This is a genomic window from Microbacterium sp. STN6, from assembly GCF_026410545.1.
GTDB lineage: Bacteria > Actinomycetota > Actinomycetes > Actinomycetales > Microbacteriaceae > Root112D2.
The window spans coordinates 107154-124402 of the sequence record NZ_JAPMIT010000004.1 but is presented as its reverse complement, the minus strand read 5'-3'; the positions used below and the strand labels follow the sequence as shown (position 1 = coordinate 124402).

The following is a 17249-nucleotide window of genomic DNA, read 5'->3' as shown; positions in this document are numbered from 1 at the left end:
TTGGTTGCATGGGTCCGGACCGAGCTGCGACAAAGCGGGTGACGGCAGTGGATGTCGCCCGCTCCCTCGGGCTCTCTCGAGCCACAGTCGGATTCGTCCTCAATGACACGCCGGGCCAGACCATCCCGGAGTCGACACGACAACGGGTCCTGAACGAGGCGAAGCGCCTGGGCTACCACCCGCACAGCGCGGCGCGCGCCCTGGCGAGCGGACGAAGTCACATTGTTCTCCTGGTCCTCCCGGACTGGCCCCTGGACTACAGCATGCGCACGCACCTCGACGAGGCCTCCGCAACGCTCGATCGGGCCGGCTATGCACTGGTGACCATGGTGCCGCACCCCGACGGACAGGCACAGCCGTTGTGGGAGACTCTGCGCCCGGACGTCGTCATGGGGATGACCCCGTTCTCGCCTCGCGAGATCGCCGACATCCGCGCCAGCGGCATCAATCACGTGCTGACTCCCGCTCAGCGCGAAGGCCCGCTTCCCGGCGAGGAAGGGCTCCTCTTCGCCGACGGGCCACGGGTGCAGGTGGAACACCTCGCCGCCCAAGGGCGCCGCACGTTGGCGTTTGCAGCACCGGCAGACCCACGCCTGGCCCAGCTGTCGGCCGAACGGAGCGGCCTCGCCGCGCGGACCGCCACGAGGATGCCGGGAATCACATGGGCAGGCGACTGGACCATCGATGAAGGCTCCGTCGCAACCGCGGTAGCCGAATGGCTTTCAGCCGGCGTCGATGGCGTCGTGGCGTACAACGACGACGTCGCCGCGCGGATCGTCGGGCACGCGGTGCGGACGAGACTACGGGTCCCCGACCGGCTCGCCGTAATAGGCCACGACGACACCCCGCTCGCCCGGCTCTTCGTCCCCGCGCTCTCAACGATTCGCGTCGACACAGCAGGCCTCGGTCGCTACCTTGCTGAGCTCGCTCTGAGTACCGTGAACCAATCCGCCCCGCCTGTAGCGACGCCCGAGATGCAGGCGCATCTCGTCGCGCGGGAGACAACGTGAGAGAACGTCGTCACTCACGCGCCAGCAGTGCCCACCACGTCGGGTGGCCGCACGCGCACTCCGTCGCAGGCGTCGCCGCTTGACCTTGACCCATGGGGCAGGGTTTAGCGTTGCCTGCGTGAGGTGCGCGAATGCGAATCGGTGAGGTTGCGGCCCGCGCGGGCGTGTCGACGAAGACGGTGCGGCACTACGAATCGGTGGGGCTGATCGCCTCGACACGCCTGGCGAACGGATACCGCGAGTACGACGAGAGGTCGGCGCGACTGGTTGCCGAAGCTCACCTGCTCGGCACACTCGGCATCCGGCTTGACGCGACGCGCCCGTTCCTCGACTGCCTCGTCGAGGGCAAGGAGCGGGCCGACGATTGCGCTGACTCGTTGCGTGCGTACCGTTCGGCGATCGCCGACCTCGACGGCCGAATCGCTGAGCTCGCCGCACGGCGCGACGCATTGGCGGCGCTGCTGACCGAGGCAGAGACGCGCGGCGCCGTTCCGCGCTGCGAATTCAGTTGAGTTGAGGAGCACAAAATGAGCACACCGGATACCGCCACCGACGCCGTCGTTCACGCCGACGACACCGACTTCGAGGCCCAGCTGCACGACCCGCGCACCGTCATCGCCTACTTCTGGGCAGAGTGGTGCCCGCCGTGCCGCATGCTCGGCCCCGTCATGCAACAGCTCGCCGCCGAGCACCCCGAGACGCTCAAGGTCATCAAGATCAACTCGGACCTCAGCCCCCGCACCTCGGCCGCCCACCAGATCCTCGCCGTTCCGACGCTCAAGGTCTTCGTCGGCACGGAGCCGGTGCGCACTATCGTGGGGGCGAAGCCGAAGGCCGCGCTCGAGTTCGAGCTGGCACGCTACCTCGCGCGTTAGCCGAGGGCTGGCACGCCAGGGCCTGCCACAATGCCGGCAAACGTGGTGTCGTTGAGGGGTAGCACTCACTTTTGAGAGATTGAGGAGCATCCATGCGAGCCGTTGTCATGCACGCACCGGGAGACGTTCGCGTCGAGAACGTCGAGAATCCGAGCATTGTCGAGCCGACGGATGCCGTCATTCGCGTCACGGCGACATGCATCTGCGGTTCTGACCTGTGGCCATACCGCGGCATCGAGCGCGTGAAGCGCCCCATGCAGATGGGCCACGAGTACATCGGTGTCGTCGAGCAGATCGGCGACGAGGTGCACGAGATTCGGGTGGGCGACTACGTGGTCGGCTCGTTCGTCGCGTCGGACAACACCTGCGAGATCTGCCAGGCGGGGTATCAATCCCGCTGCATCCACAACGTGATGATGGGTGGCATCGGCACGCAGTCCGAGTACGCGCGCATTCCGCTGGCCGACGGCACTCTCGTGACGGTGCCGGGCGAGCCGAACGAGAAGCAGGCGCGCAGTCTGCTTGCCGCCTCAGACGTGCTGGGCACGGGCTGGTTCGCGGCCGTCGCCGCCGAGGCCGGGCCGGGCAAGACGGTCGCGGTCGTCGGCGACGGTGCCGTCGGGCTGCTGGCGATCCTCGCGGCGAAGCGGCTCGGTGCCGAGCGCATCATCGCAATGTCGCGTCACGCCGACCGCCAGGCTCTGGCGAAGACGTTCGGCGCGACCGACATCGTTGAGGAGCGGGGCGACGAGGGGGTCGCGAAGATCAAGGAGCTGACCGGCGGCTACGGGGCGCACTCGACGGTGGAGGCCGTCGGAACACAGGAGTCGATGCTGCAGGCCATCCGCGCCACCCGAGCCGGAGGGCACGTCGGGTTCGTCGGCGTCTCGCACGGTGTCGAGCTCGACGGGCAGGAACTGTTCTTCTCCGAGGTGCATCTGCTTGGCGGGCCTGCCCCGGTGCGCCGCTTCCTGCCTGAGCTCATCGAGCTGATCATGACCGACCAGATCGACCCCGGCGTCGTGTTCGACCTCACCCTGCCGCTCGACGAGGCCGCCGAGGGCTACAGGGCCATGGACGAGCGTCGCGCCACCAAGGTGCTCCTCACGGTGTGAGGCCACGCCGCTCCTCCAGCCGCGCGGCCCGAACGAAAACGACGGAGAAAGGCGAGCGGATGTGCGCAGACGCGCGCGCTTCCGCCGCTCGTGACAGCAACACCGTCGTTTTCGTTCGGTCACGCCGGCGAGCACGACCCGGTACCCGCCGACCGGTAGATTCGTCAGACGGAGCGGCGAAGGGAGCGCGGAAATGCGGGTTCTGCTGGCCGGGGCAACCGGCGTGATCGGAACGCGGCTTCTGCCGATGCTGCTCGCCACAGGCCACGAGGTCGTCGCGGTCTCGAGCGCCCTCGCCGCGTCGCGGGGCTGGGAGCCGGCGCATCCCACCTGGCGCGACGGATTCACGACGCTGTGACGGGCTGGGCGATCGCAGCGCTGGTGCTGCGCATCCTTCTCGCACTCGCGTTCATTGGCATGGGCGCGCTGCACTTCCTGCCCGCGTCCCGGCGCACGATGGCGGCGATGATTCCGCCGCGGCTGCGGTTCGATGGCCTGTTGCGGCCCGCGCTTCTCGTCGCGTTCACGGGGGTGTGCGAGATCGCGGGAGGTCTCGGGCTTCTGTACCCGCCCACCCGGCTGGCGGCCGGCATCTGCCTCGCGGTGTTCCTGGTCGCGGTCTTCCCCGCCAACGCGTATGCGGCCCGGCGCCGTGACCGGTTCGGGTCGCTGGCCGTGCCGCTTGTGCCGAGACTGGTCGGTCAGGTCGTACTCATCGCGCTCTGCCTAGTGGCCGCGTTGGCGTAGCCGGCCTGCGTTTGGTGCAATGAAGGCATCGGCAAGCCGGAACCCCTCGAGCACGGATCCCAGGGATGTTGGTCGATCGTTGACAACCGTTTAGTGCGTGAGCGTCGCCACGATGATGACGACCACGAGCGTGCCGACCACCCCTGTCGTCATGCCGAGCCCGAACCAGCGCAGCCGGCCGTGAGCGCGCGGGGGCGGCGTCGGCAGGCCTGACGTCGGGCCACCACCGTTTCCCATCGTCACCGGCCCCGGGTTTCCTGGCCCCATTCCCATGCTCATGGCCCCCACCGTACCCCGGGCCGCCTGCCCTGAACGAAAACGACGGAGAAAGGCGAGCGGATGTGCGCAGCCGCGCAGTCTTCGACGGTTTTCGACAGCAACACCGTCGTTTTCGTTCGCGGTGGCGCTACGGCCGGCTCAGCGCACCGTGGCGCTACGGCTGGCTCAGTTCGGTGGCGCTACGGCCGGCTCAGCGCACGGTCGCCGCGCGGTCGTCGGCGAGGGCGCGTCGTCTGCGGGCCTCGCGGCGCACGACGAGGCCGATCGCCGCCACGGCCACGGCGACGAGGATCGGCGGGAGCGCAACCGACGGCGTCGTCAGCGCAAGCACGATGACGCGCGACGCGAAGTCGACCATGTCGGCAGGGCGCGGGCCGAGCACCCTGCTGCCGACCGCCGCGCTGGCGCCGGTGAGTAGGGCGGGACCGGTCCACAGAAGCAGCAGGGCAACAACGGCGGCGATCACGCGCCCGATGCGTCCGATGCCGCACCACGCGATGGCCGCCCCGACGAGAATCGCCGGCACGAATCGCACCAGGTCGACCAGCCAGGTCACACCCGCAAGCCCCGTTCCAGGGATCGCGTTGATCGGCGAGATGAACCCGCTCAGCCACGGCGCCACGAGAACCGACACCAGGCTCATGCCCACCAGCGCGCCCGCCCGCGGTGCACGCGCCACCAGCCAGAGCACCAACGCCCCGACCGCGATTGCCAGAACGATACCGACGACGATCACCACGAGATACAGCGCCGACTCGACACGGTTCTGCAGCCCGCTCGCAACAACGGTCGCGGTCTGTGCCAGCGCGAACAACTGCACCGCGAGCACGCCGCACAGAATCGCGACGACGCTTCGCCTGCCCTGCCGCGCCCGCGTCGCCCGTGCGACGATCCCTGCCGCCGCCGCGCCCACCACGACGAGGGCTGCGATGAGGGTGATCTCGTACTGGCTGAACGGCAGCAGCACGAGGGGCGCTGGCGCAGCGAGCGGATCGGTGTTCCACAGATTCTGGATCGGCAGCCGCATCCCGGTGACCAGCCATGGCAGCAGCCCGACGACCGCAGACGCCGCGCCGATGCCGAGCCAGGCCCACGCGCTCAGCCGACGCGGGGCCGCGCCACCGTCTCCGTCGCCCGCCGCCTGCGGCGCCTGCGTCTCAATCGATTCCGTCAAGTTCAGCCTCCGCGCAGGTTCCATTCGGCTGCCCGCGCAACCGCCGGCATCCGTGACACCGGCACAGTCTAGGGCCACGAACGAAAACGACGGAGAAAGGTGAGCGGATGTGCGCAGCCGCGCAGTCTTCCGCCGTTTTTGACAGCAACACCGTCGTTTTCGTTCGCGCGGGCGGGTGCGACGCGCTCAGTCGGAGGAGGTCGGGCGCGGGCAGGTGTAGAGATCGCCGCAAGCGGGTACTGCCTCTGCAGAGCACAGGTCACGTGAGCTGAGGGAGGACGCATGTCGCTCATCCATCTGATGGGGACGGACGCGCACGACGCGCCCATGACGATCGTCGATCCGCGCGACGGCAGCCCCGTCGGCGCGATCGAGAGCCTCACGCCGCTGGACATTCCGCCCCTGGTCGGCCGCGCGAGCGACGCGTTCGCGTGGTGGTCGCGAGTGCCGCCCGGCGAACGCGGCGCCATGCTGCGCCACGCGGCCTCGCTCGTGGCCGACCGCGCGCCCGCCTTGGCCCGCATGAACACGCGCGAGACGGGCCGCCCGCAGGATCAGGCGCTCGAGGGCGTGAACGCCGCGGTGCAGACCCTGCTGCAGTACGCCGAGCTCGGCCCGCTGCACCGAGGCGAGAGCCTGCGGGGCCCGGTCGACGCCACCGACTACAGCGTGCCGGAGCCGCGTGGCGTGGTACTCGTGCTCACCCCGTGGAACGACCCGGTCGCCGTGGCCGCCGGGCTCATCGGCGCGGCCGTCGTGAGCGGCAACACCGTCATCCACAAGCCGAGCGAGCGGTGCCCGCACCTCGGCAGCCTGCTCGGCGAGGTGCTCGCCGAGGCGTTCCCCGCCGACGTGGTGCAGACGGCGATGGGCGGCTCGGCCGTCGGCAACCTGCTCGTCGAACAGCCGGGCGTCGATGTGATCGCGCACGTCGGCTCCACCCGAACCGGCGAACGCATCGCTCGGGCGGCCGCGCTGACCGGGGCCCACGTGATCCGCGAGAACGGCGGCAACGATCCGCTCGTCGTCGACCAGGGCGTCGATCCCGTCTGGGCCGCAGAGCAGGCCGCGCTCGGCGCCTTCGCCAACGCGGGCCAGCTGTGTACCTCGGTGGAGCGCATCTACGTGCACGAGCGCGTGGCCGACCCATTCGTGCTCGCCCTCGTCGCCGAGGCCCGGCACCGCGAAGAGACGGGAGAGCTTGGACCGCTCGTCGATCGCCGCCTTCGTGAGGCGGTGCATCGCCAGGTGAGCGCATCCGTCGGCCAGGGCGCTCAGGTACGCGCCGGGGCCTACGTTCCCGACGGCGCAGGCTCGTACTACCCCGCGACCGTGCTCACGGAGTGCGCGCCCGGCATGCCGGTCATGACAGAGGAGACGTTCGGGCCGGTCGCGCCCGTTCAGGTCGTCGGCGGCTTCGACGAGGCGCTCGAGCTCGCCGGGCGCGACCGCTACGGGCTCGCCGCGACCGTGCTGACCTCGTCGATGGAGAACGCGCAGAGGGCCGCTTCCGAGCTGCCGTTCGGCACGGTGAAGATCAACGACGTATTCGGCGGCGCACCGGGCGGTTCGGCAGAGCCCCGGCGCGACAGCGGTTCCGGCTACGGCTACGGCCCGCGGCTGCTCGACGAGATGACGACGACCAAGGTCGTGCACCTCGGGCTGCCGGCCTGAGGCAGGCGAGCCAGCGCCAGACAAGCCAGAGCCAGACGGCCAGACGAACCAGAGCCACACGGCCAGACGGCCAGACGGCCCGACGGCCCGACGGCCAGACGGCCAGACGACACAACCGGTCGCGGCGACACGGAAGGACCAACCGATGACGAAGACCATTCTCTCCTCGCACCAGGCGCTCACGCCCGACCTGCCGCTCACCATGCGGCATCTCTCGCCGCGCGTCACGGTGGTCGGCGATCCCATGCTCGACGGCTGGTGGCGGGGCACCAGCAACCGCATGGCGCGGGAGGCTCCGGCGCCCATCGTCGCGCTCGACGCCCGGCAGTATGTGCCGGGTGGCGCGGCCAACACCGCCATGAACCTCGCGGCGCTCGGCGCGCGCGTGCGCTTCGTCGGTCTGGCAGGAGACGACGACGCGGGCCGCCGACTGCGCGACCTGCTCGCATCCGCTGGGGTGAACGTCGACTCTCTCGTGCTGCACCCCGAGGTCACCACCGTGACCAAGACGCGCATTGTGGTGGGCGACCAGGTGATGGTGCGGCTCGACGACGGCCAGCACGGCGCTTTTCCCGCGGATGCGCTCAGCGCGCTCGCGCACGAGGCAGCGCGGGCGGCTCACGGTGCCGCCGCGCAGGTGATCTGCGACTACGGAACCGGCACGCTCGTGGGCCCGGTGCGCGAGGCACTGCTGTCGCAGCGCGAGCGCCCGGGCTTCACCATCGTCGACGCCCACGACCCGGTGCCCTGGGCGCCGCTGCGCCCCGATCTCGTGACGCCGAACACCGAGGAGACCGCGCGGCTGCTCGGCTGCGGGCTCGAGCGCGAGTCTGACCGCACCGAGACGGTCGGCGCCCGCGCCGCAGACCTGCTTGAGGCGACGGGCGCGGCGAACGCCGTGGTCACGCTCGACCGCGACGGAACGGTGCTGCTGGGGCCGGGCGGCATCCTGCACCGAACCTGGGCGCGGCCTGCCGCAGACAAGCAGGCGTCGGGCGCGGGCGACACGTTCGTGGCCGCCGTCACGCTCGGGCGGGCGTGCGGCCTGCCACTGACGACGAGCGTCGATCTCGCGCAGTCGGCGGCGGATGTTGTGGTCGAGCGATTCGGCACGTCCGTGTGTTCCACGGGCGACCTCGTCGGCCGGCTCGCGGAGTTCGCCGACAGCGCGCTCGAGCATGACGAGCTGGTGCGTCAGCTGGAGCAGGAGCGCGCGAACGGCCGCCGCATCGTCTTCACGAACGGCTGCTTCGACGTGCTGCACCGCGGCCACACGGCTTGCCTCAATCAGGCGAAGCGGCTCGGCGACGTTCTCGTCGTCGCCATCAACAGCGACGACTGCGTGCGCCGGCTGAAGGGCTCAAGCCGCCCGATCAACCCGGCGAGCGACCGCGCGAGCGTGCTCGCGGCCCTCTCGTGCGTCGACTATGTGACCGTGTTCGACACGGACACGCCCGTGCCGCTGCTCGAGCGGGTGCGGCCCGACATTTACGCCAAGGGCGGCGACTACAGCGCCGATGACCTGCCCGAGGCCGAGGTGGTGCGCCGGCACGGCGGCCAGGTGCGCATTCTCGAGTACCTGCCGTCGCACTCGACGACCGCGGTCGTGCGCAAGATCCGCGGCGATGTGGGGCGCGAGGCGCAGGTCGATGGGGAACCCGGCCCGTTCGCCGAGCCTTCGCGTGCCATGGGGTCGGCGTGAGTGAGCCGTCGCGCCGCTGGTCGGGCGAGTGGGGGGCGAGCGTGCTGGGGGGGCTGAGTGGGCTGGGCGGTCTGAGTGGGCTGGGCGCGGGCGAGCCGCCGGGTGCGGCCGATTCGGCCCAGACGCCCAGGACAGCGGATGCCGGCGCCACTGTCGCGGGTGCCGGCGCCACCGTCGCGGGGGCCGCCGCCACCGTCGCGAATGCCGGCGCCACCGTCGCGGGGGCCGCCGCCACCGTCTCGGGGGCCGCCGCCACCGTCGCGAATGCTGGCCCAGCCGTCGACGTGCTCATCCCGACCGCCGGGCGCATCGCCGAACTCGCGGTCACCCTCGCCGGGCTCGCCGCGCAGGACGACCCGCCGTTCCGGGTGATCGTGAGCGACCAGACGGAGGCCGACAACGAGGGCCGGAGTGCGGGGCTGGTCGAGGGCGGCAACGCAGGCGGGGAGGCCGACGACGAGGGCGGGAGTGCGGGAGGGGTCGCATCCGCCCCGTCGGTTCAGGCGATGCTGCGGGTGCTCGAGGCGCAGGGCAGGCCCACTCGGGTGCTGCGGCACCTGCCGCGACGCGGGCTGGCGGAGCAGCGGCAGTTCCTGCTCGAGCAGTCGAGCGCCGAGTTCGTGCTGTTTCTCGACGACGACATCTGGCTGGAGCCTGGCACCATGGCGCGCATGCTCGACGCGCTCGGCGAGCTCGGCTGCGGCTTCGTCGGGAGCGCGCCGGTTGGACTCTCGTACCTCGACGATGACCGGCCGCACCAGCGCACGGCGTTCGAGAGGTGGGCGGGACCGGTGCTGCCCGAACGCCTGCGATCGGATGCGCCCGAGATCGAACGCGCCGCCCTGCACATGGCGGCGAACCTCGCTCACGTGGCCGCGGAGAACCCGGTGCCGCGCGACGGCTGGCTCGCGTACCGGGTGGCGTGGGTGGGGGCGTGCGTGCTGTATCGGCGCTCGGCGCTCGTGGAGTGCGGCGGCTTCGACTTCTGGCCGCAGCTGCCGCCGGTGCACGCGGGCGAGGATGTCGCCGCCGAGTGGCGCGTCATGGAGCGCTTCGGCGGCGCGGGCATCTTGCCGAGCGGCGCCGTGCACCTGGAATCGCCGACGACGGTGGAGGACCGCCGCATCGAGGCCCGCGACGTGGTGTTCGGCACCCGCGACGCGGGTTGAGGCCCCTCACAACCCCAGCAGCTCCCGCAACTCCTGCGCACTGCCCGCCACGGGCGTTCCTGTCGGCGCGGCCCCGCATGGATTCGACCACGTCACGCGGATGGCGCGCAGGCCGAGCCTGCGCGCCGCATCCAATTCGCCGCCGACGCCGTCTGCGACGTAGGCCGCGTCGTGTGGGTCGACGCCAAGCTGATCGAGGGCGTGGCGGTAGATCGCCGGGTCGGGTTTGGCGAGCCCGACATCGCAGGAGAGCGTCATGCCGTCGACGAGGTGTTCGATGCGGGCGGCGGCGAGGGTGTGCACGACGCTCGGGGAGCAGTTGCTGAGAATCCAGGTGCGGATGCCGCGCTCGCGCAGCTCCCGCAGTAGGGAGGGAACGCCGTCGACGGGCCGCGTGGCCTGGGCGAGGAAGCCGTGCTCGAGGTCGGCGAGTTCGGCGGCCAGGGCGCCCTCTGCTCCACCCGACTCACCCGGCTCCCCGGCGAGCGCGAGTTCACCCTCACGCCCACTCCGCCCCTCGGCGAACGTGGGTGTTCGCGACGAGAGCGCGTGTTCCACCACCCTCGTTCGTCGCGAAAGCCCACGCTCGGCGTCGCGGGCGCCGCGCTCCATGACCCAGCGCACCCGGTCGGCGGTCGAACCGAGCGTGCCGAGGTTGCTGGCTGGGCTCGACTCCTGCCACAGGGCGAGGAACCGCTCTACGGGCAGGCGGAGTCGGGAGGCGAGCTGGCGCTGGTGCTGCAGCCGCGCATCCGCTGGGACGCTCACGAGGGTGTCGTAGAGGTCGAACAGCACGGCGGCGGGCGGTCTCGGCATGCCCCCAGAGTGACATGAAGCAGGAGTTGTGCGCGGGCCACGGGACCTCGAGCTCGACTATGGGACCCAAACAGCGTCATAAGCTGAGCGGATGTCTCCTGCCGAACCCTTCGCGCACGGCCTGCTCGCCGTCGAGCACGACAACGAGATCTACTGGGAGTGCTGGGGAAACCCCGACGGCAAGCCCGCGCTGTTTTTGCACGGCGGGCCCGGTTCGGGCATCGGCACGCACCATCGCACCTACTTCGAAGCGAACGACTACCTTGTCGTCTCGCTCGATCAGCGCGGATGCGGGCGCAGCCGGCCGCTCGCCAGTGACGACCCGGCCGGCCTTCCCGCCAACACCACGCAGGCTCTCATTCGCGACATCGAAGCGCTGCGCGAGCACGTCGCGGTCGGCTCCTGGCTCGTGGTTGGACTGTCGTGGGGCGCCACCCTCGCCCTCGCATACGCGCAGGCCCACCCCGAGCGCGTCACCGAGATGGTGCTCGGCGCCGTGACCAGCACGAGCAGCGCCGAGGTGGAGTGGATCACGCAGGACATGCGACGGCTCTTTCCACGCGAGTGGGACGACTTCGCGCGCGAGTCCGGCGCTCGTGAAGGTGAGAGCCTCATCGATGCGTACTACGGCAGGATCACCGACCCCGATCCGGCCGTGCGCGAGGCGGCAGCGCGGGCATGGTGCGCGTGGGAAGACGTGCACGTGTCGCTCGAGAACGCGCACACTCACGACTCCCGCTACGACGACCCGCAGCAGCGACTGCTGCTGGCCACGCTTGTCATCCACTACTGGAAGCATGCCGCCTTCATAGAACCACCCGGGATTCTCGGGGGCATGGGGCGTATCGCGCACATCCCGGCGGTGCTGGTTCACGGTCGCCTCGACGTCAGCTCCACGCTCTCCGTGCCGTGGGAGCTGCACCGAGAGTGGCCGGCCAGCAGACTGATCGTCGTCGACGACGAGGGCCACTTCGGTGGCTCGATCTACCGCGAAGTGAAAGACGCGATCGCGGGCTTTGCAACTGGGGGCACGCACCGAGGATGACGCGCTCTCTGGTGCGAGTCCTGATCAGGAGGAATTGGGCGACGCGCTGGTGGAATCGGAGCCTGGAGCGGGGTGTCGGCCGATTCTTCCTGCTGAAGCGCAGCGGCGGGGAGCGATGACAGGGGCTCGGGGCAGCGAGCCGGCTGCGGCGAGCGGGCAGCAGCAGGCGGGGCAGCAGCGAGCGGGCAGCAGCAGGCAGCAGCAGGGGTCCGCAGCACGGGCGATATCGGGCCGCCCGACCTAACCTCAGGGAGTGGGCAGGGAACAGACGCCAGGCAGCACGCAGAACACGACGAGCGGGCGCGCTGCGGCACGACAACAGCACACGCGCGACGCGCTCAGCGCCGCCCGCGACCGCTTCGGCTGGGAGCGCCTGCGCGCCGGTCAGCGCGAGGCCATCGAGGCCCTCGTCGACGGCACCGACGTGCTCGCCGTCATGCCGACCGGCTACGGGAAGTCGGCGATCTACCAGGTCGCGGCGCTGCTCGTCGAGGGCCCGACCGTGGTCGTCTCGCCGCTCATCGCGCTGCAGTCCGACCAGGTGTCGGGCATCGAGGATGCCGACGACGCGCCGGAGGCGGTCGCCGTGAACTCGAGCCAGTCCGATGGCGCAAACGAGCGAGCCTGGGACGCCGTCGACGACGACGACGCCGAGTTCCTCTTCCTCGCCCCCGAGCAGCTGGCCAAGGACGAGGTCGTCGAGCGTTTGCGCGGCATGAACGTGCGCCTGTTCGTCGTCGACGAGGCGCATTGCGTCTCCGCCTGGGGCCACGACTTCCGCCCCGACTACCTGCGCCTGGGCGACGTGATCGCCCGGCTGGGTCACCCGACGACGGTGGCGCTGACCGCGACGGGGTCGCCGCCTGTACGGGACGAGATCGTCGAACGGCTCGGGATGCGGCATCCGCTGGTCTTGACCCGGGGGTTCGACCGGCCGAACATCCGACTGGAGGTGAGGCGGCACGCCGAGCCCGAGCGCAAGCGGCAGGCTATCGTCGAGCAGGTGCGCGACCTGCCGAAGCCCGGCCTGCTTTACGTGGCGACGCGCCGCGAGACCACCGAATACGCCGACGTGCTGAGCGCGGAGGGCGTGACGGCAGCGGCCTACCACGCCGGGCTGAAGGCGAGCGAGCGGCGCGAGACGCACGAGCGGTTCCTGGCCGACGAGCTCGAGGTCGTGGTGGCGACCAGCGCGTTCGGCATGGGCATCGACAAGCCGAACGTGCGCTTCGTGGTGCACACGTCGGTGACCGACTCGCTCGAGAGCTACTACCAGGAGATCGGCCGGGCCGGGCGCGACGGCGATGAGGCGCTGGCCGCGCTGCACTATCGCGCAGAGGATCTGGGCCTGCGCACCTTCTTCGCTTCGAGCACACCCGACGCCGGCGAGCTGCGGCGGCTGTTCGAGGCGTTGCGCTCCGCCGACGGGCCGCTTCGCGTCGCCGAGTTGGCCCGCCGGCTCGATCTCTCCACGCGCAAGACGACCGGGCTGCTCAACCCGCTGCAGCAGGCGCGGGTGGTCAGCAGCGGCAGGCGCGGGGTTGTCGCCGCGGCATCCGTGACGCCAGAGGATGCCGCCGAGCGGGCAAGCGAGGCCGTCGAGGCACGCGAGCGCATCGACCGCTCCCGCATCGCGATGATGCGCGGCTACGCCGAGACCGGGCAGTGCCGCAGGCAGTTCCTGCTCGGCTACTTCGGCGAGGAACTCGACGAACCCTGCGGCAATTGCGACACGTGCACCTCCGGCAGTGCTTATGAGGCGGATGCCGCCGCGCCCGCGGCGCGCCGGGACCCGTTCGCGCTCGACACGGCCGTGCGGCATTCCGAGTGGGGCGAGGGTGTGGTGATGCGCGCCGAGGAGGACAGGATCACGGTGTTCTTCGAGTCGGAGGGGTACAAGGTGCTGTCGCGCGCCGACATCGCCGAGCGCGGGTTGCTCGAGGAGGCGTGAGGCTCACTCGTCGCGGTCTGGGCAGTCATGCCTGCCTCGGCGTCGCACGAGCGAACCCTTGCCCGCGTCGGCGGTGATCGCGATGGCGGCGCACGTGCCCACCGAGATGAGCGCGGCGACGTTGGCTCCCGCGCGAACGAGCAAATAGGCCACCCCGACGAGCACGACGATCATGAGCAGCACGAGCAGCGGCTTCTTCATCCATTAAGCCTTGCCGACGGCGGGGAGGCCCGACTCCCCAGAGCGATGGAGAGGGTTCCGTCGCGTGATGGAGATTGGGTGGGTCGCAGGGCGCTACTCGGCCGCCTGTCCTCTTACGGCAGCACGCCGACCGCCGCAAGTGCCGCCCGCAGCAGCGACCCGCGGCCGCCTTCCATCTCGGCCGCCACCTGATCGGAAGCCGCTTCCAGGGGCGTCATCCACGTGAGCTCGAGCGCATCCTGCCGGGGATCGCAGGTGCCGGTGACGGGCACGACGTAGGCGAGGGCGACGGCGTGCTGCCGGTCATCCGTGAAGGCAGAAACACCGGGCATCGGGAAGTACTCCGCGACATGGAACGGCACGGGCGAGGCGGGCAGCTGCGGGAACGCCATGGGCCCGAGGTCCTTCTCGAGGTGGCGGAAGAGCGCGTCGCGCAGCGTCTCGCCGTACAGCACGCGGCCCGAGACGAGCGTGCGCGTCATCTCGCCCATGGGGGTCGCGCGCAGCAGCACACCGACCGAGACGACGCGCCCGAGCCCGTCGACCTGCACGGGCACCGCCTCGACGTAGAGGATCGGCATGCGCTCGCGCACCTGCTCGAGCTCGATGTCGCTGAGCCAGCCCGGCCCTACCGGCGGAACGACGCCGGGCAGGTCGTCGGGGTCGGGGCGGTCGTCGGGGTCGCGCCCCTCCTCGGGGTCGGGGTCGGGCGTGCGCACGGTCATTCCTTGATCATACGGATGCGCCCGGCAAGCCGAGCGGTCACACCGCGCCCTTATCGGTGCGGATGAGGGCGACTTGTGACCTCTCACGAACGCGGGCAGGGCAGGATGGAGGGGGTGCCGCGAACGGCGGCAACCACGCGCTGCGGCAACCACTCACGGCCGCAACCACGAACCCCAGGGAGGCGCGGCATGGCGAACGAGGACGAGCGGGGCGAGCCTGCGGCATCCGCTCTGCGTATTGCCGGCGAGGCGGTGCTGTGGTCGGCCAACGAGCGCGACCGTGCGGGGAGACCGCTGCTCGTGCTCATGCACGGGTACGGCTCGCACGAGGGTGACCTGTTCGGGCTCTCCCCGTACCTGCCGCTCGGGCCGGCGATCGCCTCGGTGCGCGCGCCGATTGCCGAGGCAGGCGGGCACGCGTGGTTCCCGCGCGGGGGCGAGCCTGCGGTCAACCCGCCGGGGAACCCCAGAGCCGAGATAGCGGATGCCGCCGTCGCCGCCATGCTCACCTGGCTCGACGGCGTTGCGCCCGCGGGCTCAGGCGGCGCGGAGCCCGGTGGGTCAGGCCAAGTCGGGTCGAGTGCGGGCGGCACGGGCCCCGCGCCGCGGGTGGGGCTGCTCGGGTTCTCGCAGGGCGGCGCGATGGCGCTGCAGCTGATGCGGCACGCGCCCGGCCGCTTCGCGTGCGCCGTGAACCTTTCGGGGTTCGTGGTCGAGGGCGCGGCCGAGGGCGACGACGAGCTGGCGAGGCGGCATCCGCCGGTCTTCTGGGGGAGAGGGACCGACGACGAGGTTATCCCGCACGATGCGATCGCCCGCACCGACGCGTGGCTGCCGAAGCACGCCGACCTCGACGCGCGCATCTACGAGGGGCTGGGGCACGCGGTCTCGCCGCAGGAGCTCACCGACGTCGCAGCGTTTCTGCGGGTGCACCTGGGCTGAGAAGCAGTGCCGAACCCGCGCGAGCGAGTGCGCGGGTCCCCTCGCCCCAAAGCCTGCGCTTCATCAGGAAGAAGTGGGCGACACGCGGCTTGGATGCGCGTGCCGGAGGGCGCGTCGCCCGATTTCTCCTGTTCAACGACCCGCACCCATCCGGCGCCGGCGCCGTCGGCCCACGAACCGCGCGAGCAGGTACAGCACCGCCCCGCACGCCACGAGGATCGCCCCGAAGAGCCACACCCTGCCGCTCTGCTGGGTGAGCAACAGAATGCAGGATGCTGTGCCAAGCACGGGCACGACGGTCCAGACCCTGAAGTGCTTGTGTTCCACGCGGTCGCGCCGCAGCACGAGCACGGCGACGTTCGTGCTGATGAACACGAAGAGCAGGAGGAGCACGACGGTCTCGGCCAAGGTCTGCAGGTCGGCGAGCGTCGTGAGGATCATCGCCACGATGGTGGTCGCGACGATCGCGACCCACGGCGTCTTGCGTCTCGGCAGCACGCGCCCGAGCACCGACGGCAGCAGGCCGTGCTCGGCCATGCCGAACGCCAGCCGGCTCGACATAATCATGGTGAGCAGGGCGCCGTTGGCCACGGCGATCAGCGCGATCAGGCTGAACACCCAGTCGGGCACGGCCACGCCGCTCGCTGAAACGACGGCCAGAAGCGGTCCGCTCGAATCCGAGAGCGCGCCAGCGGGCAGCGCGATCGCGCTCGCGAGGCCGACGAGCACGTACACGATGCCCGCGGTGATGAGCGCCCCGAACAGCGCTCTCGGGTACACACGCGTCGGGTTGCGCACCTCCTCGGCGACGTTCGCGGACGTCTCGAAGCCGACGAACGAGTAGTACGCCACAATGGCAGCGCCGAGAACGGCCAGCGCCGGCACCGAATCGGTCGGGAAGTGCCCGATGCGCGACACGTCGCCGCCACCGCCACCCATCATGAGCGCGACGACGACCACCACGATCACGAGGCCGCCGACCTCGATAACCGTCATGACCACGTTGCTCTTCACCGACTCCTTGATGCCCCGCGCGTTCAGGCAGCCGACGAGCGCCAAAAAGATGATGGCGGCCGGCACCGAAGGCACGTCGATGAAGGTGGCGAGGTAGTCCCCGGCGAAGGCGAGCGAAAGCCCTGCCGCGCTCGTCACGCCGGCGGCGAGCATGCAGAAGCCGACCAGGAACGCGATGATCGGCGACCGATATGCTCGCTCGGCGAACACAGCTGCACCGCCCGCCTTCGGGTACTTGGTCACGAGCTCGGCATATGAACCGGCCGTGAAGAGCGCAAGGATGAGCGCGAGCACCAGCGGCGCCCACAGCACCCCGCCCACCTGCTTCGAGAGCACGCCCATGAGCGCGTAGATGCCGGCGCCGAGCACATCGCCGAGGATGAACAGGAACAGCAGCGGCCCCGTGATTCCCTGCCTCAGTTTCGAGGCCGGCTCGGCGGGTGTGGTCTCGGTGGTCATGGTGGCCTTTCCGCGCGGCGTGCTCGCCGCGGCATCCTCTGCCTGCACAATATGCGCGGGCGGCCATATGGCAAGGGGGTTGCGCAGGCGGCCATATGGCAAGGGCCTGCGCCGGGGCTGGTCGCTGTGCCTGCCCGAGCCGCACGTGCACCTTTTCAGGAGGAATCGCACGACACGCCGATCACCAAGCGCTCGACGCGGCGTGTCGCGCGATTCTTCCTGAGTACTGACACAAGATCAGCTCGGCCACCGACACTCAGAGCTGCGGATGCCGGTGGCCCGGCCCGCGCGTCGGTCAGCTGTCGCCGGGCACCGGGCGACCGCACGCAGCGACCGCGTCGGGCGACTGTC

At 70.6% G+C, this 17249-nt stretch carries 18 protein-coding genes; 12 read left to right on the top strand and 6 right to left on the bottom strand.

All coding sequences use genetic code 11. The features are described from left to right. Nucleotides 1-47 precede the first annotated feature (47 nt). The 6 genes from OSC27_RS12770 (at nt 48) to OSC27_RS12745 (ending at nt 3747) form a co-directional block, all read left to right on the top strand. Complete coding sequence (locus OSC27_RS12770) at nt 48-1010, top strand: LacI family DNA-binding transcriptional regulator (RefSeq protein WP_267181856.1); 963 nt, start codon at nt 48-50, stop codon at nt 1008-1010. Between the two features lie 131 nt (nt 1011-1141). Then, nucleotides 1142-1522 (top strand): MerR family DNA-binding transcriptional regulator, encoded by a 381-nt coding sequence (locus OSC27_RS12765; RefSeq protein WP_267181855.1) that lies wholly within the window; start codon nt 1142-1144, stop codon nt 1520-1522. A 15-nt stretch (nt 1523-1537) separates the two neighbouring features. Next, a complete protein-coding gene (locus tag OSC27_RS12760) occupies nt 1538-1885 on the top strand; it encodes a thioredoxin family protein (RefSeq protein WP_267181854.1) in 348 nt (115 codons plus the stop codon). Nucleotides 1886-1977: 92 nt separating this feature from the next. Further along, entirely contained in the window at nt 1978-3000 is a 1023-nt protein-coding gene (locus tag OSC27_RS12755) for a zinc-dependent alcohol dehydrogenase family protein (protein ID WP_267181853.1), read from the top strand. Between the two features lie 193 nt (nt 3001-3193). After that, complete coding sequence (locus OSC27_RS12750) at nt 3194-3358, top strand: NAD-dependent epimerase/dehydratase family protein (RefSeq protein WP_267181852.1); 165 nt, start codon at nt 3194-3196, stop codon at nt 3356-3358. Next, nucleotides 3355-3747: a DoxX family protein gene (locus OSC27_RS12745; RefSeq protein WP_267181851.1), complete on the top strand. Its 393-nt coding sequence runs from the start codon at nt 3355-3357 to the stop codon at nt 3745-3747. The genes OSC27_RS12750 and OSC27_RS12745 overlap by 4 nt, the downstream gene beginning before the upstream one ends. 90 nt (nt 3748-3837) lie before the next feature. Here the strand turns inward: OSC27_RS12745 and OSC27_RS12740 are convergent, their stop codons facing one another. Both OSC27_RS12740 and OSC27_RS12735 read right to left on the bottom strand, forming a co-directional pair. Beyond that, nucleotides 3838-4026, bottom strand: a complete 189-nt coding sequence (locus OSC27_RS12740) for a hypothetical protein (protein ID WP_267181850.1) — start codon at nt 4024-4026, stop codon at nt 3838-3840. 190 nt (nt 4027-4216) lie between these two features. Further along, nucleotides 4217-5200: a hypothetical protein gene (locus tag OSC27_RS12735; protein WP_267181849.1), complete on the bottom strand. Its 984-nt coding sequence runs from the start codon at nt 5198-5200 to the stop codon at nt 4217-4219. Between the two features lie 282 nt (nt 5201-5482). Between OSC27_RS12735 and OSC27_RS12730 the strand changes: the two genes are divergently transcribed. The 3 genes from OSC27_RS12730 to OSC27_RS12720 all read left to right on the top strand — a co-directional run bounded on the left by OSC27_RS12730 (nt 5483) and on the right by OSC27_RS12720 (nt 9745). Then, nucleotides 5483-6874: an aldehyde dehydrogenase family protein gene (locus OSC27_RS12730; RefSeq protein WP_267181848.1), complete on the top strand. Its 1392-nt coding sequence runs from the start codon at nt 5483-5485 to the stop codon at nt 6872-6874. A gap of 145 nt (nt 6875-7019) precedes the next feature. Then, nucleotides 7020-8576, top strand: coding sequence for a D-glycero-beta-D-manno-heptose 1-phosphate adenylyltransferase (rfaE2, locus tag OSC27_RS12725; RefSeq protein ID WP_416348860.1), 1557 nt, complete (start codon nt 7020-7022; stop codon nt 8574-8576). After that, nucleotides 8573-9745 (top strand): glycosyltransferase family 2 protein, encoded by a 1173-nt coding sequence (locus OSC27_RS12720; protein WP_267181847.1) that lies wholly within the window; start codon nt 8573-8575, stop codon nt 9743-9745. The genes rfaE2 and OSC27_RS12720 overlap by 4 nt, the downstream gene beginning before the upstream one ends. 6 nt (nt 9746-9751) lie before the next feature. On the opposite strand, the gene OSC27_RS12715 is transcribed toward OSC27_RS12720, so the two are convergent. Further along, the gene (locus tag OSC27_RS12715) at nt 9752-10561 is read right to left on the bottom strand and encodes an HAD family hydrolase (protein ID WP_267181846.1); all 810 of its coding nucleotides are present in this window, start codon (nt 10559-10561) and stop codon (nt 9752-9754) included. A gap of 91 nt (nt 10562-10652) precedes the next feature. Here OSC27_RS12715 and pip point away from each other — a divergent pair, with 91 nt between their 5' ends. Then, complete coding sequence (gene pip, locus OSC27_RS12710; protein WP_267181845.1) at nt 10653-11606, top strand: prolyl aminopeptidase; 954 nt, start codon at nt 10653-10655, stop codon at nt 11604-11606. 253 nt (nt 11607-11859) lie between these two features. Then, nucleotides 11860-13557: a RecQ family ATP-dependent DNA helicase gene (locus OSC27_RS12705; protein WP_267181844.1), complete on the top strand. Its 1698-nt coding sequence runs from the start codon at nt 11860-11862 to the stop codon at nt 13555-13557. Between the two features lie 3 nt (nt 13558-13560). Here OSC27_RS12705 and OSC27_RS12700 read toward each other — a convergent pair whose 3' ends face one another. Further along, on the bottom strand, nt 13561-13758 hold the full coding sequence (locus OSC27_RS12700; protein ID WP_267181843.1) for a hypothetical protein: 198 nt from the start codon (nt 13756-13758) through the stop codon (nt 13561-13563). Between the two features lie 113 nt (nt 13759-13871). Next, nucleotides 13872-14483, bottom strand: coding sequence for an NUDIX hydrolase family protein (locus tag OSC27_RS12695; RefSeq protein WP_267181842.1), 612 nt, complete (start codon nt 14481-14483; stop codon nt 13872-13874). A gap of 189 nt (nt 14484-14672) precedes the next feature. Between OSC27_RS12695 and OSC27_RS12690 the strand changes: the two genes are divergently transcribed. Continuing rightward, on the top strand, nt 14673-15425 hold the full coding sequence (locus tag OSC27_RS12690) for an alpha/beta hydrolase (protein ID WP_267181841.1): 753 nt from the start codon (nt 14673-14675) through the stop codon (nt 15423-15425). 132 nt (nt 15426-15557) lie between these two features. Here the strand turns inward: OSC27_RS12690 and OSC27_RS12685 are convergent, their stop codons facing one another. Beyond that, nucleotides 15558-16898: an APC family permease gene (locus tag OSC27_RS12685; RefSeq protein ID WP_267181840.1), complete on the bottom strand. Its 1341-nt coding sequence runs from the start codon at nt 16896-16898 to the stop codon at nt 15558-15560. Nucleotides 16899-17249: the final 351 nt, after the last annotated feature.